This is a genomic window from Sorangium sp. So ce834, assembly GCF_051521425.1.
In the GTDB taxonomy this organism is placed as follows: Bacteria; Myxococcota_A; Polyangia; order Polyangiales; family Polyangiaceae; genus Sorangium; species Sorangium cellulosum_D.
The window spans coordinates 4831852-4857214 of record NZ_CP150351.1; the positions used below are offsets into that span (position 1 = coordinate 4831852).

At 71.9% G+C, this 25363-nt stretch carries 19 protein-coding genes; 9 read left to right on the forward strand and 10 right to left on the reverse strand.

Going from position 1 to position 25363, the window contains the following annotated elements; all coding sequences use genetic code 11:
- Positions 1-364 precede the first annotated feature (364 nt).
- On the forward strand, positions 365-679 hold the full coding sequence (gene grxD / locus WMF20_RS17520; RefSeq protein ID WP_129575440.1) for a Grx4 family monothiol glutaredoxin: 315 nt from the start codon (positions 365-367) through the stop codon (positions 677-679).
- Position 680: 1 nt separating this feature from the next.
- Here the strand turns inward: grxD and WMF20_RS17525 are convergent, their stop codons facing one another.
- The gene (locus WMF20_RS17525) at positions 681-1439 is read right to left on the reverse strand and encodes a uracil-DNA glycosylase (protein WP_437615068.1); all 759 of its coding nucleotides are present in this window, start codon (positions 1437-1439) and stop codon (positions 681-683) included.
- Positions 1436-2707, reverse strand: a complete 1272-nt coding sequence (locus WMF20_RS17530; RefSeq protein WP_129575442.1) for an esterase/lipase family protein — start codon at positions 2705-2707, stop codon at positions 1436-1438. Before WMF20_RS17530 ends, WMF20_RS17525 begins: the two co-directional genes overlap by 4 nt.
- A 190-nt stretch (positions 2708-2897) precedes the next feature.
- Between WMF20_RS17530 and WMF20_RS17535 the strand changes: the two genes are divergently transcribed.
- The gene (locus WMF20_RS17535; protein ID WP_437615070.1) at positions 2898-4064 is read left to right on the forward strand and encodes a hypothetical protein; all 1167 of its coding nucleotides are present in this window, start codon (positions 2898-2900) and stop codon (positions 4062-4064) included.
- Positions 4065-4068: 4 nt separating this feature from the next.
- On the opposite strand, the gene WMF20_RS17540 is transcribed toward WMF20_RS17535, so the two are convergent.
- From WMF20_RS17540 to WMF20_RS17560, 5 genes are all read right to left on the reverse strand, one after another.
- Entirely contained in the window at positions 4069-4671 is a 603-nt protein-coding gene (locus WMF20_RS17540; protein ID WP_129575443.1) for an adenine phosphoribosyltransferase, read from the reverse strand.
- 35 nt (positions 4672-4706) lie between these two features.
- Positions 4707-5483, reverse strand: coding sequence for a 5'/3'-nucleotidase SurE (surE, locus tag WMF20_RS17545; RefSeq protein ID WP_129575444.1), 777 nt, complete (start codon positions 5481-5483; stop codon positions 4707-4709).
- 22 nt (positions 5484-5505) lie between these two features.
- Positions 5506-7119, reverse strand: coding sequence for an aldehyde dehydrogenase family protein (locus tag WMF20_RS17550; protein ID WP_437615073.1), 1614 nt, complete (start codon positions 7117-7119; stop codon positions 5506-5508).
- A 99-nt stretch (positions 7120-7218) separates the two neighbouring features.
- Positions 7219-9447, reverse strand: coding sequence for a hypothetical protein (locus WMF20_RS17555; protein WP_437615075.1), 2229 nt, complete (start codon positions 9445-9447; stop codon positions 7219-7221).
- Positions 9448-9558: 111 nt separating this feature from the next.
- Complete coding sequence (locus WMF20_RS17560; RefSeq protein WP_437615076.1) at positions 9559-11400, reverse strand: cytochrome-c peroxidase; 1842 nt, start codon at positions 11398-11400, stop codon at positions 9559-9561.
- A gap of 440 nt (positions 11401-11840) precedes the next feature.
- Here WMF20_RS17560 and WMF20_RS17565 point away from each other — a divergent pair, with 440 nt between their 5' ends.
- From WMF20_RS17565 to WMF20_RS17575, 3 genes are all read left to right on the forward strand, one after another.
- Positions 11841-13358 (forward strand): TolC family protein, encoded by a 1518-nt coding sequence (locus tag WMF20_RS17565; RefSeq protein ID WP_437615078.1) that lies wholly within the window; start codon positions 11841-11843, stop codon positions 13356-13358.
- A 164-nt stretch (positions 13359-13522) separates the two neighbouring features.
- Positions 13523-15739, forward strand: coding sequence for a sodium-translocating pyrophosphatase (locus WMF20_RS17570; RefSeq protein WP_129575446.1), 2217 nt, complete (start codon positions 13523-13525; stop codon positions 15737-15739).
- A 92-nt stretch (positions 15740-15831) separates the two neighbouring features.
- Positions 15832-19161 (forward strand): SNF2-related protein, encoded by a 3330-nt coding sequence (locus WMF20_RS17575; RefSeq protein ID WP_437615080.1) that lies wholly within the window; start codon positions 15832-15834, stop codon positions 19159-19161.
- 96 nt (positions 19162-19257) lie between these two features.
- Here WMF20_RS17575 and WMF20_RS17580 read toward each other — a convergent pair whose 3' ends face one another.
- From WMF20_RS17580 to WMF20_RS17590, 3 genes are read right to left on the reverse strand one after another with little or no spacing between them, the layout of a single operon-like run.
- The gene (locus WMF20_RS17580; protein ID WP_129575448.1) at positions 19258-19869 is read right to left on the reverse strand and encodes an ExbD/TolR family protein; all 612 of its coding nucleotides are present in this window, start codon (positions 19867-19869) and stop codon (positions 19258-19260) included.
- The gene (locus tag WMF20_RS17585; RefSeq protein ID WP_437615083.1) at positions 19866-20432 is read right to left on the reverse strand and encodes an ExbD/TolR family protein; all 567 of its coding nucleotides are present in this window, start codon (positions 20430-20432) and stop codon (positions 19866-19868) included. Before WMF20_RS17585 ends, WMF20_RS17580 begins: the two co-directional genes overlap by 4 nt.
- Before the next feature lie 3 nt (positions 20433-20435).
- Positions 20436-21098: a MotA/TolQ/ExbB proton channel family protein gene (locus WMF20_RS17590; protein ID WP_236644648.1), complete on the reverse strand. Its 663-nt coding sequence runs from the start codon at positions 21096-21098 to the stop codon at positions 20436-20438.
- Between the two features lie 1022 nt (positions 21099-22120).
- On the opposite strand from WMF20_RS17590, the gene WMF20_RS17595 reads away from it, so the two are divergent.
- The 4 genes from WMF20_RS17595 to WMF20_RS17610 all read left to right on the forward strand — a co-directional run bounded on the left by WMF20_RS17595 (position 22121) and on the right by WMF20_RS17610 (position 25323).
- Entirely contained in the window at positions 22121-22741 is a 621-nt protein-coding gene (locus WMF20_RS17595; protein WP_231864858.1) for a MotA/TolQ/ExbB proton channel family protein, read from the forward strand.
- Between the two features lie 220 nt (positions 22742-22961).
- A complete protein-coding gene (locus tag WMF20_RS17600) occupies positions 22962-23531 on the forward strand; it encodes a biopolymer transporter ExbD (RefSeq protein ID WP_129575450.1) in 570 nt (189 codons plus the stop codon).
- Between the two features lie 15 nt (positions 23532-23546).
- The gene (locus WMF20_RS17605) at positions 23547-24128 is read left to right on the forward strand and encodes an ExbD/TolR family protein (protein WP_061624316.1); all 582 of its coding nucleotides are present in this window, start codon (positions 23547-23549) and stop codon (positions 24126-24128) included.
- Positions 24129-24390: 262 nt separating this feature from the next.
- Entirely contained in the window at positions 24391-25323 is a 933-nt protein-coding gene (locus WMF20_RS17610; protein WP_437615086.1) for a hypothetical protein, read from the forward strand.
- Positions 25324-25363: the final 40 nt, after the last annotated feature.

Below are 25363 nucleotides of genomic sequence, written 5' to 3' on the forward strand. Positions count from 1 at the left end.
TCGTCCGATCCATCGGCGGGTGCGCTGAGCCCGGCCGATGTGGCCAGCCTCCCGTTGCGTCGACGTCGAGGAGGCGCCGGGCCGCCGTTGCATCCGCCCGTGGGCGCATGGGCTCCCTGCTTCCCGCATCGGACCCGTGGGAGCGCGCTCCCCCAGTTGACGCGGGCGAAGGACGACCCCAAAAACCCCGTCTATAGCTGCGCGTCTGGCACGCGGCGGTCACGTGGTCCGCCTGGCGATCCAAGGGCGATCCCGTTGCGAGCTCCGCCGGCCGGCACCGGATGCGGTCCGCCAGTCACGCGCCGCTTCCGTGGAGATTGAACAACGGGCGATCCCGCTGGCGGCGGGAAATCAGGAACAAGCCATGAGCGACACCCACCAGACGATCAAGGATACCGTCGAGAGCAACCGCGTCGTCCTCTTCATGAAGGGCACCAAGACCTTCCCGCAGTGCGGTTTTTCGGCGCGGGCCGTCGATATCCTGAAGAAGTGCGGCGTGGATTTCAAAGACGTCAACGTGCTGACCGACCCCTCGCTGCGCCAGGGAATCAAGGATTACTCGCAGTGGCCGACGATCCCGCAGGTCTACGTGGACGGGAAGTTCATCGGCGGCTCCGACATCCTGATGGAGATGTTCCAGTCGGGCGATCTGCAGAAGCTCCTGTCGAAGCAGGGCTAGCTTATCGCCCCAGGGCGCGAAGCCCCGCTGCCTCCAGGGCGCGGCGCAGGACCTCGTCGAACATGTCGCCGGTGAGCCGCCCGGTCTGGGTGTTCTGCTGGCTGACGTGGTAGCTGCCGAAGAGCCGCACCTCCCCGGCGCCGCCGCGCGGGTCGGGGAGGGTCGCCTCCACGCCGTGCGCGAAGGGCGGCAGGCGCACGTCGGCCTCGGCGCGGCGGTGCGCGCGGTCGCCGACGGGCGCGCCGCGCGAACGGGCGAGCGCGCCGACGGCGTCGTAGCCGATCTTGCCGAGCGCGAGGTAGACGCGCGCGCGGTGCAGGGCCGCGAGCTCGCGCTCGATCCAGCCGCGGCACGCCGCGAGCTCGTCGGGCGCGGGCTTGTTGTCCGGGGGAGCGCAATGGCAGGGGGCGGTGATGAACACGCCCCGGAGCGAGAGCCCATCGTCGCGCGATACGCTCGTCGGCTGCGAGGCGAGCCCCGCTCGAAAGAGCGCCGCGTAGAGGAAGTCGCCCGAGCGATCGCCCGTGAACATCCGGCCGGTGCGGTTCGCGCCGTGCGCGGCCGGCGCGAGCCCGACGATCACGAGCGGCGCCTCCGGATCGCCGAAGCCGGGCACGGGGCGGCCCCAGTACGCCTGGTCCCGGTAAGCGCGCCGCTTCTCCCGCGCGATGTCCTCGCGCCACGCCACGAGCCGCGGGCAGCGGCGGCACTCGACGAGCTCCGCCGCGATCTCCTGGAGCGCGCGCGCCGCGCCGCTCACGCGGGCTCTCCGCTCGATCCGGTCGAGGCGCCGCCCTGCGCGGCGTCGAGGACGCTGCCCTGCGCCATGTCGAGATCGCGCTCCAGCACGCGCGTCTCCACGACCGGGCGCGGCGGCGGCGCGGCGCGCTCCGCCGCGCTGCTCTGTTCGCCGGCCACCATCCCGGTGACGATGCGGTCGAGCACCGCGTCGAAGCGCAGGCGGTTGAAGCGCGCGCCGCTCGCCAGCCAGTCGATGTGCCCGCCCTTGCCGGGGAAGTGGCCGACGATGTCCAGGTGGTCGGCCTTGCCGGCCCAGATGAGATCCCCCCAGACCTGCGAGGCGAGCGGGACCACGCCGTCGTTGGCGTCCGGCGGCGGCAGCTCGCCGAGGACGCGCGCGAGCTTCTGCTCGATCGAGCCGTCGTGCGAGCGACAGGGGTAGTGCTCGTCCAGGCGGGCCGTGATGTTCGAGAGCGCGGTGAAGATGGCGGCCGACATGGCGCCCCACGGCGATCGCAGCGCCGACACCCAGTCGCGGACGGCGTTGCGCGGCGCGTACGTCGCGACGCTCTGGTAGCGCAGGCCCGCGCGGTCCTCCAGGCCGGCGTGGAGCAGATCCATCGCCTCGGGCATGAGCTGGACGATGGCGCCCTGGTCGTCGCGCAGGAGCTTGAGCCAGGCGCGCAGCTCGCGGCTCGACGCGTCGTCGAGCACGCGGATGAAGCTCTCGACCGAGCGATCGACGAGCTCGATCTCGAAGAAGCCGAGCTGCGCCCGGCCGAGCGCGGCGACGAGCGCAGACGCGGCCGCGAGCGGCGGCGCGCCGAGCTTGAGGCCGGCCACCGTGAGCGCCGTGACCGCGTAGAGCAGGCGCTGGCCGCTCACCGTGGCGAAGAACGCGGCGAGCGGCGTGCCGAAGTGGGGCGTGTTGATCGTGGTGACGGACCGCAGCCGGCTCGTCCAGCCGAGCCGGCGGTGCGCGTTGCCGGGCAGGCGCACCGAGGGCGAGGCGACGAGGCGGGCGTCGAGGCCCCCGGTCGAGTGGCCGACGATGTGGATCGGGCCATCGTCGTCCCCGGCGCTCTCGTCCACGAGGCGGGCGAGCTTCGCGGCCCGGCGGAGGATGGATGCCGTCGGGTGCACCTCGCAGACGTGGATCTCGGCGGCGCGGCCGCGATCGCGGAACCGCTCCTCGATCGCGCGGATGAAATGCTCGAAGTACTCGAGGGAGCCGAGGGTCGCGAACCCGAACATGCCTGGCGATAGGTAGACGCGCGTCTTCTGCACGCGCGGGAATGTGCCATTTCCATCGCCCTTCCGCGGCATTTCCCGCGCCGCCCCGGCGCCGCCCGCGCCGGCGCCCGAAAGCCTCGGGCGCTCCGCAAAGTTGCGACGGCATGCCGCCTGGAAATCCGGGTACTCTGCGATCGTGGACGACTCCAGCGCGCGGGAAATCGAGGCAGCTGTCCAGGAGGCCTTGGGCCTGTTCGGAACATCGGGCGCGGTGAGCGTCCAGGGGAGGCAGATCGCGCTGCACGGTCGCGGGGCGCCGGTCGTGATCGATCTGGAGCAGCTGGTCGAGCAGTGGCCGCTCCTGCCGCAGGACCTGCGCACGCGCAAGGCGTCCGACCTCGCGCGGCGGCTCGCGCAGGCGCACCGCGCGGTGAGCTCGCTCGCGCCGCCCGCACCGACCGCGCCGGTGCGGCCGGCGCGGCACGTCGTGATCCCCATCGGGGCCCTGGTGCTCGCGATCGTCGGCGTGCTCGTCGCGGTGCGCCTGCTCCGATCGCGCGAGGCGCCGGCCGCCTTGCCGGCCGCGCCGGAGACGACCGCCGGCGAGGACGCGGCGCGGAACGCGCGCACCTGCGAGGCGGCGCGCAAGCGGATCTACTCGGGGGCGTCGATGGGTCCGTTCGAGCTCGCGGGCTGGGTCGCCGAGCTCTGGCTGGCGACGCCGCGCGGCTTCGGCGCGGCGCAGGCCGCCGCCGGCGCGGCGGGGCAGGAAGCCCTCTCCGCCGCGTCGGTGGGGGTGGGGGCGCTCGTCGCTCAGGGCAAGCTGACCGGGGCCGCCGACGCAGAGCTCGCGGCGATCGCCGACGGGCTCGTCGAGATCGTCCCCGGGTTCGACGAGGCGGAGGCGGGGCGCTCGCCGTCGTGGCGCGCCGTCATCGCCCGGTTCTCCGGCGGATACGCGCGGGCGTACTTCGATCCCGCGCTCCGGGCGCGCTTCGTCGCGCTCGCCGATCGCATGGCCGACGCGACGAGCGCTGAGCTTGGCGCCCTGTACGCGCGCTGCGCGCACCTGCCGTACCACGACGCGGGCGCCTGGTTCCGCGGCCCGGATCCGGCGGCTGCCGCGACGGCGCTCGTCTATGCGTCCGGCCTCTTCGCCGAGATGCCGGCGGTCGATCGAGGCGCGCTGGCGGCGCTGCGCGGGGCGGGGCAGGTCGACGCGCTGCGGAGCGCCGGCGCCTCGCTCGACGCCGCGGCCCTCGGCAAGCTGGTCGGGGCGCACGGCGGCGGCATCACCAAGGGCGGGGCGGACGCCGTCGTGATCACGTTTCCCGTCGGCGGGCCGACCCGGGCGACCAGCGCGAGCCGCATCGTCGCGCGCAAGCTGCAGGTGGGCGTGGGGCAGGACTGAACGATCACTCGCCCGCGGCGAAGCGCACGATCGAGTAGACGCGGGCCGCGTCGCCGGCCCGCTGCGCGAGGAGCGTCCGGCCGCCCAGGAAGTCGAGCTCGACGACGAAGGCGAAGCCGGCGATCTCGCCGCCCTGCTTGCGCGCGAGCTCCGCGGCGGCCGAGGCCGTGCCGCCGGTCGCGAGCAGGTCGTCCACGACGAGGACCCTGGCCCCCGGCTGGATCGATCCCTTGTGCATCTCCAGCTCCGCCGTGCCGTACTCGAGCGCGTATGCCACCCGATCGGCCGCGGCCGGGAGCTTGCCGGGCTTGCGCACGGGCACGAAGCTCGCGTTCAGCCGGGCCGACAGCGCGCCGCCGAAGATGAAGCCGCGAGACTCGACGCCGACCACGACGTCGACGTGCTCCCCGATGTAGCGCTGGGCCAGGAGATCCAGCGCGATGTGGAACGCCCGCGGGTCGGCGAGGAGCGGCGTGATGTCCTTGAAGAGGATGCCGGGCTTCGGAAAATCCGGGACGTTGCGGAGGTGGGCCTTGAGGTAACGGAGCGCGTGCTCGGAGGGCAGGGCGTCGTGGTCGAACATGGCGCCGAGCGTAGGCGAGCGCACCCGAGCCGGAAAGCGCTCGAGGGCGGCGCGCGCCGTCAGGCGGCGCGGCCGTCGTTGAGCTCCGCGGCGATCGTCCGCGCGACGCCCTCGTGCTGCGCCGCGAACAGGTCGAGGGTCAGCGGGGTGACGCTGACGGCGCCGTCGTCGTAGGCCTCCGTGTCCGAGCCGGGGACGAGGTCATGGCGCACGCCCGCGCCGCCGATCCAGAGGTACTCGTGCCCGCGCGGATCCTGGCGAAAGATCACCTCCTCGGTGTAGAGGCGCGCGCCGATGCGCGTGGCGCGCACGGGCCAGCTGCTGCCCGCGGGGATGTTGACGTTGAGCAGCGGCGCCGGCCGACGCGCCTCCTGCCCGGCGGCCCGGTGGAGGGCGAGGGCGAGCTGCACGCCGAGCGCCGCCGCGGCTGGCCGCGACGCGCCCGCGTCGGCGGAGAGCGCGATCGAGGGGATGCCGCGGAGCGCTCCTTCGCGCGCCGCGGCCACGGTGCCCGAGTAGAAGATGTCCGAGCCCAGGTTGAGACCGTGGTTCATGCCGGACACGACCAGATCCGGGCGGCGCGGCAGCACGCGCGTGCCCGCGTGGAGGGCCACGTAGATGCAATCGGCGGGCGTCCCGTCGACCGCGAACACGCCGGGCGCGGCCTCCAGCAGCCGGAGGACGCGGTGCAGGCTCAGGGAGTGGCTCGTCGCGCTCTGGTTGACCGCGGGGGCGCACACCACCACGTCGGCGTGCTGGGCGAGCTCGTCGCGCACCGCGATGAGGCCCGGGGCCGAGTAGCCGTCGTCGTTGGAGAGGAGGATCAGAGGGCGCATGCGTTCGCTCGATGCCTCCGGATCAGCGGCCGAGCAGGCGCCTCGCGAATGCGGCGACGAGCTCGACCAGGGCGCCGATGCGGCCGAAGAAGCCGGCTCCACCTCGCGCCCGCGCCATCGCGAAGGCGACGGTCCGGAGCGACGGCGTATAAGGGTACCACCACAGCTCGCTCTTCGCTCTGCTCCGATCCTCGAGGACGAAGCGCGGCCGCGTCAGCTCCGCGAGCGCGTGCGGGCTGCTCGTGACGCCGTGGCCGCTGTCGCCGGTCCCCGTCCACGGAGCGGCCGGGAGCGCGCCCGTGAAGCCGTGGTTGTTGATCGTCACCACGCCCGAGCGCAGCCGCCGAGCGAGGGCGTGGGCTCGCTCGTAGCCGCGCGTCCAGAGGCTGGTCGTGAGCGCGAAGCGGGACGCGTTGGTGCGCGCGATCGCCTCCTCGGCGCTCTCCACGACGATCACGGGGAGGATGGGGCCGAAGGTCTCGTCCTGGAGCAGCGGCGTGTCCTCGCGCTCGATCATGACCACCGTCGGCGGGAAGGCGAGCGATCCCGCTTCCGGCGCGCCGCCGGCGAGGATCTCCGCCCCGCGCTCGACGGCTGCGTCGAGCTGGCGCCGCACGATCTCGGCCTGCCGCGCGGTGGTCATCGCCCCGACGTCGACGCCAGCTCGCAGCTGTCCGGTGAGCGCGACGACGCGCGCGATGAAGCGATCCGCGATCGCCTGCTCGACGTAGACGCGCTCGATCGAGGCGCAGTTCTGTCCGGCGTTCGTGAAGGCCCCCCAGACGACGCCGCGCGCGGCGCGCTCCAGGTCGCAGTCGCTCAGCACGACGGCGCTGTCCTTGCCGCCGAGCTCCAGCGACGTCGGGATGAGGCGCTCGGCGCACGCGACGGCGATCTTCTTGCCGGTGGCGACGCTGCCGGTGAAGACGACGAGATCCACGCCGGCCTCGATGAGCGCGGCGCCGACGTCGCCGCCGCCCTGCGCGACGGTGAGGACGCCCTCCGGGAGAAGCCCGTCGAACAGCGACGCCACGAGCGCGCCGGCGCGCGGCGTGACCTCGCTCGGCTTGAACACCACGGCGTTGCCCGCGAGCAGCGCCGGCACGATCGTGCGCAGCGGGATCGCGACGGGGTAGTTCCAGGGTGTGATGAGCGCGACGACGCCGCGCGGGTCCCTCCGGATGCGCCCGACCTTGCCGGGATAGGCGAGCGCGTCGAGATCGACGGGGGACTCGTCGAGGAGCTCCTCGATGGACACGGTCCAGTAGTCGACGAGATCGGCGTTCGGCAGCACCTCGGCCAGCGCGGCTTCCTCGATCGGCTTGCCGCACTCGTGGTGCAGGAGCGCCGCGATCTCTTCGGCCCGCGCGAGCAGGCGCTTCTTGACCTTCGCGATGCGCTCCGCCCGCTCCCGGATCGGGACCGCGGCCCAGGCGGCCTGCGCCGCCCGCGCGCTCGCGACCATCGCCGCGATGGCGCTCGGCGCTGTCGCCGTGACGTCGTCGAGGAGCTCGCCGCCTGCCGGGTTGCGCATCGGGAAAGGTCCGGCGCTCGCCGTGGCGGGCGCCGGCGAGGCCGCGGCTTCACTGGCCGCCGTGCCTGCCGCGTCGGGATGGGCAGCCGTCTTGGAGTCCATGGAGCGCCGAGCCTAGCACTGCACCTCCGCCCCCCCTGCAGAGCGTGCAGCCGCCCTCGATGGCGCGGGAGGCGACCGGACCAGCGCGGGATGGGGTGGCTACGGAGCGGGGTCGGCCGCCGGGGCGGGAGACGTGGTCTCTTCGGCGGGGGCGGGGGCGGAGCCCTCGTTGTCAGCTGCGGGGTTGGCTTTGCGCTTGGTCGGCCGCTCCGGCGACGGGCTCGCCGCGGTGGGCTCGATCGCGACGACGGTCTGCTTGCGGCAGCCGACGATGACCGCCTGGCCAGCGGAGAGCCACGCGGGCGTCGACGCCTTCTCGGTCGTCAGCTTGCCGAGCCGCACGTATCGCGTCCCGCAGGGCACATCGAGCGTCTCGCCCGTGTTTCCGGCCAGCGAGCCGTTCACGTACACCGACGCTTGCTGGGACGAGTTGACCAGCAGGTGCCCGCGGTTCGACGGCAGATCCTCCGCGCTGCCCGCGGCCGGTGCCGAGCTCGCGGCGGGCGCCGCGGTCTCGGCGGGCGCCGCGGTCTCGGCGGGCGCCGCGGTCTGGGCCGCCGACGGCGCGGGCGCGGTCTCGGCGGCGGGCGCGGCGGTCGGCGCCTGCTCCGTGGCCTGCGGCTGCGCGGTCACGTCCTGCGTCGCGCCCGGGGAGGTGTCGGGGGCGACGTTCGGGAGGGGCGCAGGCTCGGAGCCGAACAACCCGAGCCGATGCGCGACCGCCGCGCCGCCCACGAGGAGCACCACCGCCGCGATGACGAGGCCCACGCGGGACCGCGGGCGCGGCGACGGGCGATCGGTGACGCTGGTGTCCGCGGGCGGTCGCGTGGTGACGCGCTCGGACGGCTTGAGCTCCTTCTCCGCGAGGATGGGCGGGTCCTTGGTGATGACCTTCGGCAGGAGATCGCGATCGACCGGCTTCGGCCTGGGCCTGGCGTCTGCCTCCTCGCTCGCCAGCTTGGGCAACACGCCCGGCGGCGCCTCGACGGTCTCTTGGTCCTGGACCGACCGCGCGAGCGCCTGGGCCTCGGACCGCGCGGAGCGCACGGCCGTCTCCTCGTCTTCGAGGCCCTCGGGGCGAGAGCGGATGACCGTGGGCTCGTCCTCGAGCATGCCGCGGATCACGGTCGGCTCGTCGTCGACCATCTCGCGGCTGAACTCGCGTTCGCTGGCAGGCTCCCCGATCGCGCGCCGCGTGGCGGCGGCGACCTGCTCCGGCGCCTTGGGGGTGACCGGCTCGCCGATCGACGGCGCGTGGCCCGTGGCCGCGTCCAGCGCCGAGGCGCCCTCCCTGCCGACGGGCGTGGTCGTGGCGTGCGCCGCGACGGGCGCCTCGGCGCGATCGAGCAACGATCTGCGCTCGGCGCGCGCCTCGGGCGCGGCGGCCTCCGGCCTGCGCTCGGCGGGGAGCTTCAGCGCTGCAGCCGGCCTCTGCGCGGGCTCCGGCTCGTCGGGGAGGAGCCCCGCGAACGAGAGCTCGCTGTCGCTCTCCGCGACCTTCGCCCTCGCCGCAGGGTCCTCGTGCGGGAAGAACGGCTTCCCTTCTGCGCGCGGGCTGGAGCCGCGCGCGGGGGGCACTGCCGGACCGGCAGCGGCCACGTCCTTGCCCAGCGCGGCTGGCCTGGCGACCGGCGTGGCGACCTTGGCCGCGGGCCTGGCCGCGTCCCTCGGCCTCGGCTCCGCCGGTTCCGCGGGCGGGCGATAGGTCTCCTGCGGGCCGGCGTCGCGGGCCTCGGCCCGCGGAAGATCGAGGGGAGCGCCGGGCCTCGCGGCCTGCCTTCCGGGGGAGCTGGGAGGCGGCGCGGGGACGCGCGCCGGCGTCGCGGCCGCCGGCTTGCCGGCCGGCGCCCTGGCTCCGCTCGCGGCGGGCGTGGCCGCAGCCGGCGTCTTCACCGCCGGCTGCGGCGGCGTCTTCGCGGTGGGCTGCGGCGATGCCTTGGCGGCCGCGGCCGGCTGCCTCGCTGCGCCGGCGGCCGCGGTCTGCGGCGCCTGCGCGGCGACCTGGCGCGCATCGCCGGCGGGGCCGTCGAGGCTGCCGACGTCGTCCAGGGCCGGCTCTGCGGCGCGCGATGCCGACGGCCCGCCTGCGGCGACCGCGCTGGCCGCGGCTGCCGACCGTGCTTCGTTCGCCGGCGACGTTTCCGCCGCGGTCAACCTGGCGTCGGGCAAGGCCGCGCCCGCCGTGGCGATGGCGCCGGGCGCCTCGCCGCGGTGCGGGACGAGCTCGGCGGAGACCGGGAGCTGCGACCGGGTTCGAGGCGCAGCGGCGTTCCGCTGCACCCGCTGGAGGAGCGCTTCGAGGGTGGCGACTTTCTCTGCGACGTTCACGCCGCGCCAGCATATCGCGGCTCGGCGCGGGTTACATCATTCGCGGTGAGGGGGGCGCGATCCGGGCGGGCTCCCCGGCGGAAATCCAGCCGGGGAGCCCGGGGGAGGGGGTCAGAGGGTCTCGAGGTAGGCGATCAGATCGTCGATCTGGTCCGCGCGGAGGTGGGACGTCTTGCCGTGCAGGTCGCCGCCGCCGCAGGCGGGGTCGGTGAACCGGTCCCGCAGCGTCGGGGCGCACCCGTTGTGCATGAAGGGCGCGCGCGCGCCGATGCGGACCAGCGACGGCACCTGGAAGGCCTTGCCCGTGCCGACCTCGAACGACTGGTTGTTCGTGAGCTGGGCGCCCGCGTGGCAGCGCGCGCAGTCCACGGTCTTGTCGTGGAAGAGGGCTTCGCCGCGCGCCACGGCGTTCTGGTCGGGCACCAGCGACACCGGCGGCGCGGGGAGGCTGTCGATCCACCGGGCGAAGAGGTTCACCCGGCGCGGCCCCTGGTGCATGCCGCCCATGCGCCGCTCGAACACCTCGTCCATGATGGCCTCGATGCCCGACATGTCGCCGTCCCAGTGGAACGGCGCGGTGTTGAGGATCCCGCCGCTCATGAACTGGGTGCGCCGAGGACCGATCGGGTTGAAGACCCACGTGTGGCCGTCCTCGCCGCCTTCCGGATGGCACGACGCGCAGGCCATCGGGCCGGACGCGTTCCTGTGGAACATCTCGTGACCGGTGTCTCTCCGGCTCTCGCCGGGGAGCGTGATGACGCGGTTGCTGGAGATGCCAGGGGTCCCGAGCACGTGGATGGCCGCGGGCTCGCGCGTCTGCACGATCACCGCCTTGCCGGCGAACGCGACGGCGGTGGGCTCGCCGTCCACCGCCACCCGCTGCTCCGCATCGATGCAGGTCCCCTCGCCGTTGTTGAAGCCCGCCCCGTCCCCGAAGTCCATGATCGCGTTCGCGTTCAACATCGTCGAGGTGGTGATGAGGACCTCGCTCCTGCCTGCCGCGACGACGGCGTACGACATGCCGTCGGCCGACACCGCGAGATCGACCGGGAGGGTCGCGGACGGGAAGGCAGGGGAGATCCTCGGGCGCTCGGTGGAGCCGGCGGCCCCGACCTCGGTCACCGTGCTGTGCACGATGCTCCCGTCGCACCCGCCGGAGCTGTAGCCCCCCTCGACGACCTCGACGGGCGCGACGAGGGCGCGCTGATGCACGACCGCGACGCCGCCGGACGGCAGGCCGACCGTACGCCAGGCGACGGTCGGCGCGAACTCCTGCCCGAACAGGTTGAAATGCGGGAGCTTCTGCCGCTCCGCGACGCTGCCGTCCGCGCTGACGGTGAGCAGCTCCGTCGAGCGAAACTTGCTGACCAGGAGGCGATCCCCGTCCACGACCACGTCGCGCAGGTCGCGGTCGAGCTGCAGGTGGCGCGTCGCGGCTCCGCGGGCCGCCGGGAGCGTCATCAGCTCGCCGCCGAGGCACGCGACGTGGAGCGCGTCGGTCCTCGCGTCGTACGCGATCCCCCTCGGGGCCGCGCAGACCGCGCGCCGGCCGACGATCTTCCCGCTGTCCGCGTCGATCGTGACGACCGCGCCGCCGCGGCGGAGCGCGACGTGGAACCGCCCCGCGGCGTCCTCCACGACCCGGCCTGGCTCGTCCCCCTTTTCCAGGGCGATTTCGGCGGTCAACCGCTGCCCCTCGAGATCGACGATCCACACCCGGTCGCGATCCGGGTCCGCGGCGACCGCCCGCGCAGCGCTCTTGCTCACGGCGAGCGTCCCGCCGCTGATGGCGGGCGGCGGCTCCGCCGCGATCGCAACGCTGCTGGGGTCATCGACCTGGGGGGGCTCGTCCTCACCGAGCTCCCATGGTGCGCAGGCGGCAAACGATGATGCGGTCGCGAGGATGGCGAGCATCGGGGAGAAGCTGCGGCGCGATGCAAGCAGTCTATGCATGTGAGGCCCTCCGGTCGCCGCCAAGCAAGATGGCGGCCACTTGGTGAGATGTTCTTCCATTCGATTGTGCGCCGCAATAAGCGTTGCCTCCGGGGAAGCGACGGATTTCTGCCATCCACAGAGCGCGCGCGGACGGTACGAACCGTCTTTGGGACGTGGGGCTCCCTCCCTGGAGCCGGTCATCATGTCCCGGCTGTCCTGGCCCATTGCGGCACGGCATGACGAACACGTCAGACCACGGCGCCAGCGCGGCCTTGGACCGCGCGGGCGCCTCCTCGGGTTCAGGCGCGCCTGCGCGGCGACACGCGCCGTGCGCCGAGCGCGCCGGCCGCCCGGTCACGTTTGCGCGAGGGCGAGGCGAGCGATCGCCGAGGCGCGATGCGCGCGATCGCCTGCGATCTTGACGGGTGCTTTCACCGCCCATAAGTGACCCACCGGTCATGAAAAGCACCGCACCCTCGTTTCGACGCAGCATCTCGCTGGCCTCGACGCTCGCCGGGCTGGTCGCCCTCGGGCTCATCGCACCGCCCGCCGCGGCGCAGCCGGCCGCCCCGCCCCCCGCCGCCCCGCAGCCCGCGCCCGCGCCTCCCGCTGCCGGTCAGCCGCAGCCCCCCCAGGCTCCCGTCGCTGCGGCGCAGCTGCCGGCGCCGAAGGCCGATCCGCTCGCCACCGCGCTCGCCCCCCAGCCGGGAGGGCTGACGCCGGACGAGTTCTCGAAGATAGCCCTGCAGACGCACGCGTCGCTCCGCGCCAAGCAGGCCGAGCTGAGGGCCGCGTCCGCCCGGGTCGACCAGGCGGCGGTGAACTTCTTTCCGCGCATCACCCTCACAGGCAGCTACATGCGCCTGTCCGAGGTGGAGCAGGACGCGCGGCTGGCGCAGTTCGGTCTGGGCGCGCAGATCCTCAACCAGTATTCGCTGTCGGCGAGCCTGGCGGTGCCCATCTCGGACTACGTGCTCCGCATCTCCCAGGGATACGCGGCGGCGTCCCACTCCGAGACCGCGAAGAAGCTCGAGGTGCAGGCCGAGGCCTTGAAGATCGCGGCCGACGCGAAGATCTCCTTCTTCAACTGGGTTGGGCTGAAGGGGCTGGTCGTCGTCCGGGACGAGGCCGTGTCCCAGGCGAAGGCGCACCTCGTGGACGCGCAGCGCACGTTCGAGGTGGGGCTGCTCTCGCGGGCAGACGTGCTCCGCCTCGAGGCGCAGGTGGCGAACGCAGAGCAGCTGCTCAGCGAAGCCCAGGCGACGCTCCTCGTCGCCGACGAGCAGATCCGGATCGCGCTCGGAGCGGCGGCGCAGGGCAGGCCGCTCACGGTCGGGGTCGACGTCATGACCGGCAGCGTCGCCGCGCAGCCGCCGGCCCAGCCGCTCCCCACGTTGCAGGAGGAAGCGTTCTCGAAGCGGCTCGAGATCCGCGCCCTGGACGAGACGCTGTACTCGCTCAAGAAGTCGGAGCAGCTCACGCGGGCCGGGTACTTCCCGCGCCTGGATGCGGTCGCCGACGTCACGTACGCGAACCCCAACCAGCGCATCTTCCCGGCGCGGGAGGAGTTCGACCTGACGTGGGCCGCCGGCGCCCGCGCCACGTGGGTCCTCAACGACATCGCGACGACCGCGGCGGCCTCCGCCGAGGCGAGCGCCCGGACCGCGCAGGTCGCGGAGCAAAAGGCCCTGCTGCGCGACGGGCTCCGGATGGAAGTGGCCCAGGCCTACACCGACGTGAGCAAGGCCGCGCGCAGCATCGAGACCGCGGAGCGGCAGCTCGCGGCGGCCGTGGAGGCGATGCGCGTCAAATCGGAGCTGTTCCGGGCCGGTCGCGCGACGAGCACCGACCTCGTGGACTCGGAGCGAGAGGTCACGACGGCGCGGCTGCTGCAGCTCAACGCGCGCGTCGGGGCGCTGGTCGCGAAGACCCGGCTGGACCACGCCCTCGGGCGCGACGCGAACGTCGTGAAATGACCGGACCGCGCGCGTCGTCTTCGCTTGCGCGGCCCACCCGGCCGGAGTAGGGAAGGCGTGCGCCGCTGCAGCGCGGGTTCCTGCGGCGCTTCCGCGGGCACCGCCCGCACTCTCCCTCACCGGCCGAGGTAGCGCGTCCACGGTGCGCGCCCGGTCCGCCCGTCATGACGGAGCTTGCGCTCATCCTCAGCGGCGGCCTGATCGGGCTCGCCTTTGCGGTCTACCTCGCTCGCTGGGTCGTCGCGCGCCCCGCGGTCGAGCCCGAGATGCAGCGGGTGGCCGCGATCATCCAGGGTGTCGCCGAGGCGTATTTTCGCCGCCAGAGCAGCGTGATCGCCGCGGTCTCCGCGATGCTCGGCGGCGCCATCTTCCTCGCGTACGGCCTGCTCCGGAGCGCCGGGGAGAAGAACCCGGTCCCGGCGCTGGAGCTCGGGGTCTGGCTGACGCTCTCGTTCGCGGTCGGCGCCGCCAGCGCCGTCGCCACGGGCCGGGTCGCCACCTGGATCGCGCCCCGCACCAGCGTGCGCGCGGCGAGCGGCGCCCGCCGCTCCCTCGACCTCGCCCTGCAGATCGCCCTGCGCGGCGGGGCCGTGTCGGGGCTCTTCGTCGTCGGCATGAGCCTGCTCGGCCTCGGCGGCCTGTTCGCCGCGGTCCTCGCGTTCCGCGGCGGCTTCGGGGCCGAGCCGGCCGAGGCGCTCGCGCTCGCGCCGACCATCCCCTGGGTCATCGCCGGTTATCCGCTCGGCGCCTCCTTCGCCGCCCTGATGGCGCAGCTCGGCGGCGGCACCTTCTCCAAGGCGGCCGACCTCGGGGCCGACCTCGCGGGCGCCGAGGTCGGCCTCGACGAGGACGACCTCCAGAACCCGGCCACGATCGTCGACCTGGCCGGCGATACCGTCGGAGACTGCGCCGGGCGCGCGGCCGGCGTCTTCGCCTCGACCGTCGCCGAGAACGCGGGCGCCATGGTGGTCGGCGCCATGCTCTTCCGCAACAACGCCGGGCTCCCGAGCGCCCTCGCCGTCGTGCTCTTCCCGCTGGTCAGCCGCGCGTTCGGCCTCATCGCCACGCTCTTCGGCGTCATGGTCGTCAAGACCGACGACCGCGAGGACGCCTTCAACGCCCTGCTGCGGGGGCTCTACGTCACGGCCATCCTGCACGCCGTCGGCATCGCCGGGGCTGCCAAGTGGCTGCTCGGCGCCCACTGGGTCGTCTTCTTCGCGTGCGGCGTCCTCGGCATCGCCACCGGCATCGGCGTGCTGCACGTGACGCAGTACTACACCGAGCAGCGGCACCGCCCGGTGCGCGAGCTCGCCGAGGCCGCCCGCAGCGGCTCCGCGATGGCGGTGCTGCGCGGGCTCGCCATCGGCCTCGAGAGCTCGGTGCTCCCGCTCCTCGTCGTCGTCGGCGCGACCTTCGGCTCGTACCAGCTCGGCGCCCGCTCCGGGCTCGCCGGCGGGGGCCTGTTCGGGACCGCGGTCGCCACGATGGGGATGCTCGGCACCGCGGGCTACGTCCTCGCCATGGATGCGTTCGGCCCCATCGTGGACAACGCGGGCGGCATCGTCGCCGTGACGGTCGCCCGCGAGCGGCCGGACGTGCGCGGGCGGACGCTCGTGCTCGACGCGGTGGGCAACACGACCAAGGCGCTCACGAAGGCGTACACGGCAGGGGTGGCCGCGCTCGCCTCGCTGCTGCTCGTCGCCGGCTACCTCGACGAGTCCCGGCGGCGCGCGCTGACGTCGAGCGCGCCGAGCAGCGGCGAGACGGCCGCGATGGTCGTGCGCCTCGACCAGCCCGAGGTCTACCTCGGCGCGCTGGTCGGGATCCTCCTGGTCTTCTGGCTGGCCGGCCGCTGTATCCGGAATGTGCTTCAGGCCGGCCGCCGCGTCCTCGACGAGGTGAAGCGCCAGGCCCGGGCCCGGCCGCCGGGCTTCGTCGGCGACCACGAGCCGTGCGTCGAGATGGTCTCCCGGGCGGCGTTGCGCCATATGATCGCGCCGGCCCTCGTCGCGGCGGTGGCGCCCGTCGTCGTGGGACTTGCCTTGCGCTTTGCAAGGACGGAAGATAATCCTCTGGTCGCGGCGGATTCAGTCGCGGCCCTGATCATGGCCGGGACGGTCGCAGGCGTCCTCGGGTCGCTCTTCTTAGGGAATACCGGGGCGATCTGGGACAATGCGAGGCAGTACATCGCGACCGGCGCGCACGGTGGGCGCTACCTCGTCGATGAGACGGGGGCGCGGGCGGACAACCCCACCTACGGCGCCGCCGTCGTGGGCGACACGATCGGCGATCCGCTCAAGGATGCGGCCGGTCCTGCGATCCACGTGCTCATCAAGATGCTCCCCGCCGTGATCATCGTGTTCTTGCCGTTCTTCATCTGATGACGGTTCTTCATCCAGCGGGATCCGCCAGGGGTCCCGTCCACCCGACCCATCCCGGCGAATTGCCGCCGCATGTATCCCGAGCCCACGACGTGCCGCCTCCGATCTCCGACGCACTCTCCACCCTCAGCGATCGTGGCCTGCGAAGGCTCCTTGGCGCCCGCACCTTCCTCCGCGGGCTGGAGTACTTCCGCCGCCGCGTCGTCGAGGACATCTCCATCAACGAGACGATGGCGAGCGGCACCGTCCGCGCCGCCGACTCCGAGCCGTATCCGGTCAAGGTCGAGCTCTCACCCGATGGAATCCAGTCCCAGTGCTCCTGTCCGGCATTCCAGAAGGCCGGACAGCATTGCAAGCACGTCGCGGCGCTGCTCATCAGCATCCGCGACCAGGCCCGCGGCGCGCAGCCCCGGCGCGAGCCGCCGATCCCGGCGCTCGTCCCGCAGACCGCCCACGCAGGCGGGGACGCCCTGAAGCGCGTGCGCAGGCGCGACCGCCGCGGGCGGCTGGCAATCACGCCGCCGGTGCCCGTCCCGACCGTCGTCGGCACCCACGGGCCGCCGGGCTCCGCCGTCAACCTCACGGCGCCGGTCCTCGACGCCACGGCCAAGCAGACCGGGATCGGCGCCTGGCTCCCGCCCGAGGGGGTCACCGGGGCCCGCCGCGTGGAGTTCCGCCTCCACGTGCGCCAGGGGGCGCTGACCGTCACCGTCCTCGACGCCGAGGCGCGCGTCCCGGTGCTGCCGTCCGCGGCGCTCGCCTGGCAGGCGCTTTACCCGACGCCCGATCGCGACGCGCTCCGGCTGCTCGCGCGGTTCGAGAGCGGCAACCCGCGCCACCCGGCCGTCGACATCCGCGGCGAGGACGTGGCCGAGCTGCTCCCGGTGCTGGAAGGCCAGCGCGTGCTCCTCGAGCCCGCGCTGATGCAGCTCCGCTTCGGCGAGGACAGCCTGCGGCCGCGCTTCGATCTCGAGACCGTCGGCGGCGACACCATCATCGTGAAGGCGAGCTTCGAGCGGGTGAACGACAAGCGCCGCTTCTCGCTCCTGCAAGGCGGGTGGTTCGAGGGCTGGCCGGGCTGGCACATCGACACGCAGGAGGGGCTCGCGCGCCGCATCGACAAGCGCGTCTCCCCCGCGGCGATGCGCCGCCTGCTCCGCTCGCCGACCATCGGCGAGCCGATGAGCGAGCTGCCCCGCATCATCATGCAGGGGCTGCCCAAGATCGCCCTCGAGGTCGGCGCCGAGCTGCCCGACCTGAACCAGATCGCCGAGGTCGTCGACCTCGTGCCCACGTTCCGCATGCGCGCCGGCGGCTCGCTGATCGAGGCGCGCGTCACGCTGTTCGCCGCGTACGGCGACGCGGAGGTCGCCGTGCGCGCCGACGGCATATCGCCGCCGGTGCTGGTGCAGCCGCCCGAGGAGGGGATGAAGCGCGCCCGCTGCATCCGCGTGGACATCGCCGCGCAGCAGGAGGCGGCGAGCAAGCTGCTCGCCCTCGGGCTCAAGCCGGACGAGACCGGCCAGGGCTTCATCGCGAACGGCGATCAGGCGCTCACGTTCTGGACCGAGGGGCTCGCCGAGCTCCCCGACGACTGGGACCTCTTCGTCCCCGAGGATCTCGTCGACACGCAGGTGCGCAGCCGGCCGATCGGCGTCTTCGCCAAGGTCACCTCGGGGATGGACTGGCTGAACGTCAGGCTCAGCTTCGAGAGCGAGGGCGTCGGCGTCGATCGCGACGAGCTGCGCCGTTGCCTCGCCGAGGGCAAGCGGTACGTCCGCCTCGAGGACGGGTCGTTCGCCGCGTTCGATCCGGACGCCGTGCGCGCGATGCTCGATCGCGAGGTCGAGCTGATGATGGCGGCCGGCAAGAACGGCCGGCTGCCGCTCGCGCAGGCCGGCCGGGTGCACGAGCTGCTCCAGCACGCGAGCGGCTCGAACGTGACCGCTTCGGCGCGCGAGCTCTTCCACAAGCTCAGCAACATCGACGAAATCGGCAGCACCAAGCGGCCCCGGAACCTGAAGGCGACGCTCCGTCCCTACCAGGAGGCCGGCCTGTCATGGCTCAAGTTCATCCATGACATCGGCTCTGGCGGCGTGCTCGCCGACGACATGGGCCTCGGCAAGACGGTCCAGACGATCGCCCTCCTGCTCGCCGTCAAGCAGGAGGAGAAGCACATGCGCGCGCTGATCGTCGCCCCGACGAGCGTCGTGACGAACTGGGAGCGCGAGCTCGCCCGGTTCGCGCCGTCGCTCTCGGTCGCCCTCTGGCACGGCGCCGATCGCAAGGACCAGATCGACGAGGTCAAGGCCGCCGAGGTGGTGATCACGAGCTACGCGCTCCTCCGGCGCGACGAGGACTTCCTCGCGCAGCTCGACCTGAGCTACGCCATCCTCGACGAGGCGCAGCACATCAAGAACCCGATGAGCGCCACCGCCGCCGCCGCCAAGCGGCTCCGCGCGAAGCGCCGGCTCGCCCTGACGGGCACGCCCATCGAGAACCGGCTGTCGGAGATCTGGTCGATCTTCGACTTCGTCTCGCCGGGCCTGCTCGGCTCGCTCGACAAGTTCGAGGCCCGCTTCTCGCGGCCGATCGAGGCGGGCGACTACAAGACCGCGCAGCGGCTCCGCGCCGCGATCCACCCGTTCATCCTGCGCCGCACGAAGCAGGAGGTGGCGAAGGATCTGCCGGAGAAGATCGAGATGGATCAGATCTGCGATCTCACCGGCGAGCAGCGGGCGCTCTACCTGCAGGTCGCGCGCGAGGTGCGGGCGCAGGTCCTCGGCGAGGTCGAGCGCGTCGGCCTCGCGAAGAGCCAGCTGCAGATCCTCGCCGGCCTCACCCGCCTGCGGCAGGCGGCCTGCGATCCGCGGCTGCTCGGGTTGCCGCGCGAGTTCGGCGACGACGACTCGGGCAAGCTCGTCGCGGTCCGCGAGCTGATCGCGAACGCGGTCGAGGGCGGGCACAAGGTCCTCGTCTTCAGCCAGTTCGTGATGATGCTGAAGCTGATCGAGAAGGCGATGAAGGAGGACGGCGTCGCCTACGAGTACCTCGACGGCTCCACGAAGGATCGGCCGGAGCGCGTCGAGCGCTTCCAGAACGACCCGAGCGTGCCGGTCTTCCTCATCAGCCTCAAGGCGGGCGGCACCGGCCTGAACCTCACCGCGGCGGACACGGTGATCCACTTCGATCCGTGGTGGAACCCGGCCGTCGAGCAGCAGGCCACCGACCGCGCCCACCGCATCGGGCAGACGAAGGTGGTCACCGCCTACCGGCTCATCGCCGCGGGCACGATCGAGGAGAAGATCCTGCTGCTCAAGGACAAGAAGCGCCAGCTCGTGGCCTCCGTCCTCAGCGAGGACGCGGGCGGCGCCAAGAAGCTCACCAAGGCCGACCTGGAAGAGCTGTTCGCGGTGGACTGAGCGGACCGCGGCGCGCCCGGGGGGGAGCGCCGCTCGCGAGCGCGCGAGCGTCGGAGAATCGGCGGCGGCGGGCTTACCGGAAGGGCAGGGGGCGGCTTACTGCTTGTTGCCGCTCAGGACCATCAGGTGGTACTTGCCGAACTCGCTCTGCCCGAGGGTGAACATGACCTCGATCAGCAGGCGGTACGGCGTGGTGGCGTCGGCCACGATGATCGCCTCGGACGACGAAGGGTCGAGTCCCTTCGCGGCGCGGATGGCCTTGTCCGTCTCGCGCGCGTGGGACAGGGCGTTCGCGAGCGGCACGATGTAGAGATCGTTCGGTCCGCTGCGCTTGTACTTCGCGTCGACGCCGGACTGGGCGAGCTGCTCGCGGTTGGGCAGGAGGACGATCGGGGTCGAATCCTCGCCGACCAGGATCTGCGACTTCGAGACGATGACCACCACGCCCTCCTGGGAGGGCTCGGACTGCATCACCGACTTCGGCAGGGTGAGGTCCTTCGACTGCGGGATGGATGCCGCCGACGACCCCACGCTCTTCAGCAAGAAGACGAGGATGATCGTCATCAGGTCGAGCATCGCCGTGATGTTCAGGAAGTCGATCTCGGGCTCCCGCCGGTTCCGGCGGATCGCCTTCCGGAGGGCCGCCTTGTAGCGGACGATGCTCGCCTTCGGCCGGGGCGGAGGCGGAGGGGGCTGCTCGGCGCTCATCGGGCGACTCCGAAGTGGACCTCCGGGAACAGCTCCTCCCCCGCGTCGCTCCGCAGCGCGTCCATCACGTCGATGATCGTCTTGTAGTCGATGCCCGGGTTCGCCGTGATCGTCACCTGCGTCTCCTCTTTGAACTCGGGGCGGGCGTTCTTGAGGCGCTTCGCGCACGCCGTGAGGGCGGGAAAATCATAGCTGTCGCTCGTCGTCTTCGGCACCGTGACCCCGCTGCCCACGTCCTGGCAGCCGGTCGCGATGTTGCCGCTCGAAGTCTTCAGCGAGATCCCCTGGCTGGTGATGAACGCGGACAGGTTCAACGCCTTGCTGGAGAGCTCGCTGCGCACCTTGCCCCCGCCGATGGAGGGCGGCGTCGTGTCGATCGACGACACGAATGTCACCGAGACGCTGGCGAGCACGAAGATGAGGATGTTCGTGATGATGTCGAGATACGGAACGACGTTGAGCTCGCCGGCCTCCTCCCCGGCTTCGGGCTCCTTGGGCTGCGAGAGGCGCCGGATCTTCGATCGCTGCGCCGAGCTGAGCGGGACGTCTTGCGGGTCCGCCATGGGCTAGTAGCCAGGCTTGCTGCTGATCGTGAGCAGGTTGAAGACGCGCTCCGTGGTCGCCTCCAGATCGTGCTGGATGTTCTTGGAGCGGGTGTGGAGGATGACGTGCGCGATCATGCACACGACGGCGATGGCGAGGCCGAACGCCGTGTTGTACATGGCCTCCGCGATGCCGTTCGAGAGCATCCGCTGCTTGTCGGCCTGCGAGAGGCCCTGGGCGGCGATGGAGGCGAAGGTGTTGATCAGGCCGGAGACCGTCCCGATGAGGCCGATCAACGTCGCGATGTTCGCGAGCGACCAGAGCGCGCCGATGCGCTTCTCCACGGCGGGCTTGAGCTCGGAGAGCTTCTCGCTGAGGGCGGCGTCGATCTCGTCCGCGCCCTTGTTCGCGTGGGTCAGGCCGGCCTTCACGAGCTGCAGGATCGGGTAGTCGCTGGCGTCGCAGAGCTTGATGGCGCGATCGATGTTGCCGGCCGCCACCAGCTTCTTGACCTGCGCGAAGAACTCCTTGGAGTTCACGCGGTAGCGTCCCAGCTGGAACGCGGTCCGCTCGATGATGATCGTCACCACGACCGCCGAGACGACCAGGTTCGCGATCAGGAAGGTCGGATTGTGCTTGATGGCCTCCCACATCCCGCCTTCGCCACCACCCTCGGCCGCCAACATCAGCAGATGACGCATCCTCGAAGTCCCTTTCTCAGCGTCGTCAGAAGCCCGACAATCTCTAGGCGCGGCGACTATAACTGCCGCCCGATCCCGTGCGCAAGCTCGGCGATGCGGCCGCGGCGGGCGGCGAGAGGCCGGGATCTCCGCAAATCCCCGCAGAACCAGCGGTGCCTCTCGCGGCGAGCGCGCCGGCCGCGGCGAGGCGGCGCGGGTCGCTGGAGGCCGGAGGGGTACGGAGCTCCCTGAATCGCCCCCGCCGCCGCGCCCCGCCAGGCGGCCGTGCTCTACCGCTCCAGCGCTCGCTCGCTCGCTGAGTCACTGCGCATCCTCTCGGGGTGATGCCGCTCGCACTGCCGCGGTGCGCTGTCGCGCGGTCGGCCGTCGGCCGTCGGCCGTCGGACCCGGCGCCGCGTTTCCCCAGGTTTCGCGGGACCCGCTGCGGGCCTGCGCGCGGCGCGCCCGGCAGATGGTGACATAACCCTGCGATTGTTGTAAAGTTTTGCCCGCATCAGAGCGCTCACGTGTGGCCAAATCTCTCTTGACGGCGCCGGGTCTCAATCGCGAAGATGCGCGAGTCCCCCGGGTGCATCGGCGAAGCTTTGCCGGATGGCGGCACGCTCTGCGGTGAACGGGGAGCCGCGCCCAGAGCCATCACGGGCCCCTGGCGTGACGACGCGAAGTCAGTCTTGGACGACAGGTGAGAGAGCTGGGACGGCGCCGGGCGCCGGGACCAGAAGAGACGATCAGGACTCTTGCAGAGGTCAGCGCCGCTCGGCTAGCGTCCCGTGGGCATCTCGCCAGAGAGCGACAGGAGCAAGCCGTCCACGGCCAGCGCCGCCAAGCAAAATAGGCCTCTCATCCGTTCTTACGTGTGAGTGAAAGACTGCCGCCCCTCGGCAACACGAGTCTGACATAGGGAACCGATCGAGTTGCGCGAAACCTCATCCCGGGGACGCGAGGCGAACTGGAGGACAGAAGCAATGCACGGAGCGTATGAAGCTTTCAAAGAGGGTGGGTGGGGCATGTGGCCCATCCTGTTCTGGTCGATCCTGACGATCGGCATCATCGTCGAGCGCGCCCTCTACCTGTTCGGCTCGTCCATCAACAAGGACGTCTTCCTCGCGACGATGCAGAAGTGCATCCTCGCGGGCGATGTCGCCAAGGCTGTGAAGATGTGTTCCGCGGCGAACGCCCCGCTGGCCCGCATCGTCCAGGCCGGTCTCGTCAAGGTGAACCGCCCGGACGAGGAGGTCCAGGCGGCGATGGACGAGGCGGCTCTCCGCGAGCTGCCGAAGATCAGCGCGCGCACCTCGTACCTCGCGCTGCTCGCGAACCTCGCGATGCTCTCCGGCCTGCTCGGGACCGTGACGGGTCTCATCAAGTCCTTCGGCTCCGTCGCCGGCGAGTCGGTCGACCCGAGCCAGAAGGCTCGCGTGCTCGCCCTCGGCATCTCCGAGGCCATGAACTGCACCGCCTTCGGCCTCGGCGTGGCGATCATCGGCCTCATCGGCTTCGCCGTGCTGAACGGCAAGACGCAGCACATCGAGGACGACATCAACGAGGCATCGGTGCAGATCCTCAACCTCGTCGTCGCGAACCGCCAGAAGGTGAATGTCGCAGCGGTCGGTCAGGCGGCTGCCTGATGGTCCTCGGCGGGCCCAGGTCGTCGAGCGCGTCCCGCGCGCTTCCGCCTGGGCCCGCTCTCGCGCCTCGAAGCCCCGTGCGGCTCGCGCCGCCGGGGCCCCGGGAACTTCAGCAGAGCGACGAAGTCAGACCCAGCATGGTGGCCCTGCGCGAGCTGCGAGCAGGGTGTTCCCGCAACAACTTGGATGAGTGAGCTCCGGCTCACGTTGGGAAGGCAATATGGGCGGCGTAGACGTCGGCGACGGTGGCGGCAAAAAGCGGTCGACGAACAGCGATATCAACATGATCCCGTTCATCGACCTGCTGATGGTCACGATTGCATTCCTGTTGATCACGGCGGTCTGGGTCACCAACTCACGGATGAACGCGGACGCCCAGGTCCCTGGCCCGCCCGATCCGAACAAGGAGCTCACCCCGCAGACGCCGGAGAAGGTGCTGAACCTGCACATCGGCGAGAGCGAGTTCGGGCTCGTGTGGAAGCAGGGCGCGACGGTGGTCAACGAGGTCAAGGTGAACAAGGCGCCCGTCGAGCTCGGCGACGCGAGCTCCAAGATCATCCGCTACCCGGAGCTGGCGAAGCGGATCGAGGAGGAGTGGAAGACGCACGGCGGCCACCGGGATCCGAGCGACAAGAAGCTCGACCAGGCGATCCTCCACACCGACAACCGCACGCCCTTCAAGGAGATCGTCGCGGTGCTCGACGCGCTCTACGCGCCGAAGCGCGAGATGAGGCTGCCGGATGGGAACAAGCAGGTCCCCGTGTTCAACATGACGTTCTCGGTCCGCTGAGGCAGGAGCGCGCACATGGATAGGTTCAATCCGAATCACCACAAGAACCCCCACGCTCACGTGATCCATCAACCGGGCCGCCGGCTGATGAAGGGCGTGCCGCTGCGGTTCGTGTGGAACAAGGTGTCGGGGCACGGCGCTCGCAGCCCGAACGCCGGGCTCAACCTCGTGAGCTTCATCGACTTCCTCGTCGTGACCGTGATCTTCCTCCTGATGTCCTTCTCGGCGTCGGGCGAGATCGCCGTCGACAAGAACGTCAAGCTCCCGAAGGCGGAGAACGTCGAAGACGTCATCGACGCGCCGATGGTGGCGGTGAACGGCAACCAGATCCTCGTCGACGGCGCCCTGGCCGGGTCGACGCGCGCGATCGAGGAGCTCGGGCGCCTCCAGAAGATCGACGAGCTCTTCAACCTGCTCAAGAACAAGCGCGAGCTGTGGAAGCAGGTGCAGCCGAACAAGCCGTTCCCGGGCGTGTGCATCCTCCAGGTCGATCAGAACGTGCCCGCGCTGGTCGTGAAGAGCGTGTTCCAGACCGCGGCGTTCGCCGGTTACCCGAACGTCAGCTTCATGGTCAGCAAGCTCCCGAAGTCGCAGTGATCCTCGCTTCTTGACCTATCGAGCACAGAAGGAAGGGGCGCGCTGGGCGATGTCCGGCGGCCCCGGTCACCATCGGACGTGGTGGCAACAGCGGCGCGCTCGGCGCGGCGTTCCCCTCCGCGCTGCCCGTGTGGAGGAGGCCGCCCTGCGCGCGTGATCGTTCCGGTCCCTCCTGCGTGGAGCCTCTCGTATGTCGTCTGAACAGCCGCCCCGCGAACGCGGCTTGCCTTCGGTCTACAGGGCGCGGGAAGCGCGCTCGAAGATGCGCTGGCCCCGGGGGAAGTTCTGGGGTTACACGGCGCTCGTCCTCGCGGTCTCGGCGATCCTCCACTGGAAGTGGTCCCAGGGGCAGATCGAGAGCGCACGCCAGAAGCTGATGGCGCGCCAGCGCGCGGTCGCCGTCGAGCTCGGCCCGCGTTGGTTCCCGATGCGCGACCGCGTCGAGGGCTGGACGCTCGATCTGGCGCGGAGCGCGGGCGCCGAGCTGGTGGATCGGGAGGCGCTCAAGGCGTGGAATTTCCGGGAGCTCGCGGGCATTTACCTGCGCCTCCGGGTGGACGAGGCGGCGAGCGTCGACGCCGTCCGCAAGAACGCGCAGCAGTCGCTGCGCGACGCGTTCACCGCGTGCCTCCTGCGGGTGCCGAACCCGAACCCGCTGGCGGGCGCGGAGTGCAAGCGCACGCGGGACTGCCCTGCGGGCGAGTACTGCAACGAGGCCGAGCGCTGCTCGCGGCCCGCGCAGCCGTTCAACCTGCGCGTCGCCTACCGGACGATGCACGTCCTCTCCGACGAGTGGGTGCGCGACGCGCAGGACGCCTCGGCCGAGCTGCGCCTGCGGCTCCTGGAGTCGAGCTTCGAGGACACGATGCGCGACGACGTGCCGCTCGCGGCGGAGCTGCTGACGCGGGCGCAGTACTACCTCCTCGTCCTCGATGAGCCGGCCGAGGGCGCGACGAGCACCGAGGCGTTGCTCGGGGTGCCGCACATGGCGCGGGTCGGGGTGTGGCGGCTGTCGGACGGCAAGCCGGTCCTGCGGGTGCGCCGCGAGGCGAGCGGACACCTCATCGGCGGAACGCCGTCCGTCGAGGGGAGCGTGCTCGAGGCGCGGCAGCGGCAGGCGAACAGCTGCGCGCTCGCCCTCGCGGTGCGCGAGGCGATGGGCGACACGACCGCGGCCGTCGCCGAGCCGCCGTGAGGCCGCGCCGGGCAGCGCGGTGAGCGGAGCGCGCCGGGTA

What these genes read in the sequence shown, in the direction of transcription:
- grxD (WP_129575440.1), top strand. Translation starts at nt 365, where the DNA reads ATGAGCGACACCCACCAGACGATCAAGGATACCGTCGAGAGCAACCGC.
- surE (WP_129575444.1), bottom strand. Translation starts at nt 5,483, where the DNA reads ATGCGCCCTCTGATCCTCCTCTCCAACGACGACGGCTACTCGGCCCCG.
- WMF20_RS17550 (WP_437615073.1), bottom strand. Translation starts at nt 7,119, where the DNA reads ATGGACTCCAAGACGGCTGCCCATCCCGACGCGGCAGGCACGGCGGCC.
- WMF20_RS17560 (WP_437615076.1), bottom strand. Translation starts at nt 11,400, where the DNA reads ATGCATAGACTGCTTGCATCGCGCCGCAGCTTCTCCCCGATGCTCGCC.
- WMF20_RS17565 (WP_437615078.1), top strand. Translation starts at nt 11,841, where the DNA reads ATGAAAAGCACCGCACCCTCGTTTCGACGCAGCATCTCGCTGGCCTCG.
- WMF20_RS17570 (WP_129575446.1), top strand. Translation starts at nt 13,523, where the DNA reads ATGACGGAGCTTGCGCTCATCCTCAGCGGCGGCCTGATCGGGCTCGCC.
- WMF20_RS17580 (WP_129575448.1), bottom strand. Translation starts at nt 19,869, where the DNA reads ATGAGCGCCGAGCAGCCCCCTCCGCCTCCGCCCCGGCCGAAGGCGAGC.
- WMF20_RS17585 (WP_437615083.1), bottom strand. Translation starts at nt 20,432, where the DNA reads ATGGCGGACCCGCAAGACGTCCCGCTCAGCTCGGCGCAGCGATCGAAG.
- WMF20_RS17590 (WP_236644648.1), bottom strand. Translation starts at nt 21,098, where the DNA reads ATGTTGGCGGCCGAGGGTGGTGGCGAAGGCGGGATGTGGGAGGCCATC.
- WMF20_RS17595 (WP_231864858.1), top strand. Translation starts at nt 22,121, where the DNA reads ATGTGGCCCATCCTGTTCTGGTCGATCCTGACGATCGGCATCATCGTC.
- WMF20_RS17600 (WP_129575450.1), top strand. Translation starts at nt 22,962, where the DNA reads ATGGGCGGCGTAGACGTCGGCGACGGTGGCGGCAAAAAGCGGTCGACG.
- WMF20_RS17605 (WP_061624316.1), top strand. Translation starts at nt 23,547, where the DNA reads ATGGATAGGTTCAATCCGAATCACCACAAGAACCCCCACGCTCACGTG.
- WMF20_RS17610 (WP_437615086.1), top strand. Translation starts at nt 24,391, where the DNA reads ATGCGCTGGCCCCGGGGGAAGTTCTGGGGTTACACGGCGCTCGTCCTC.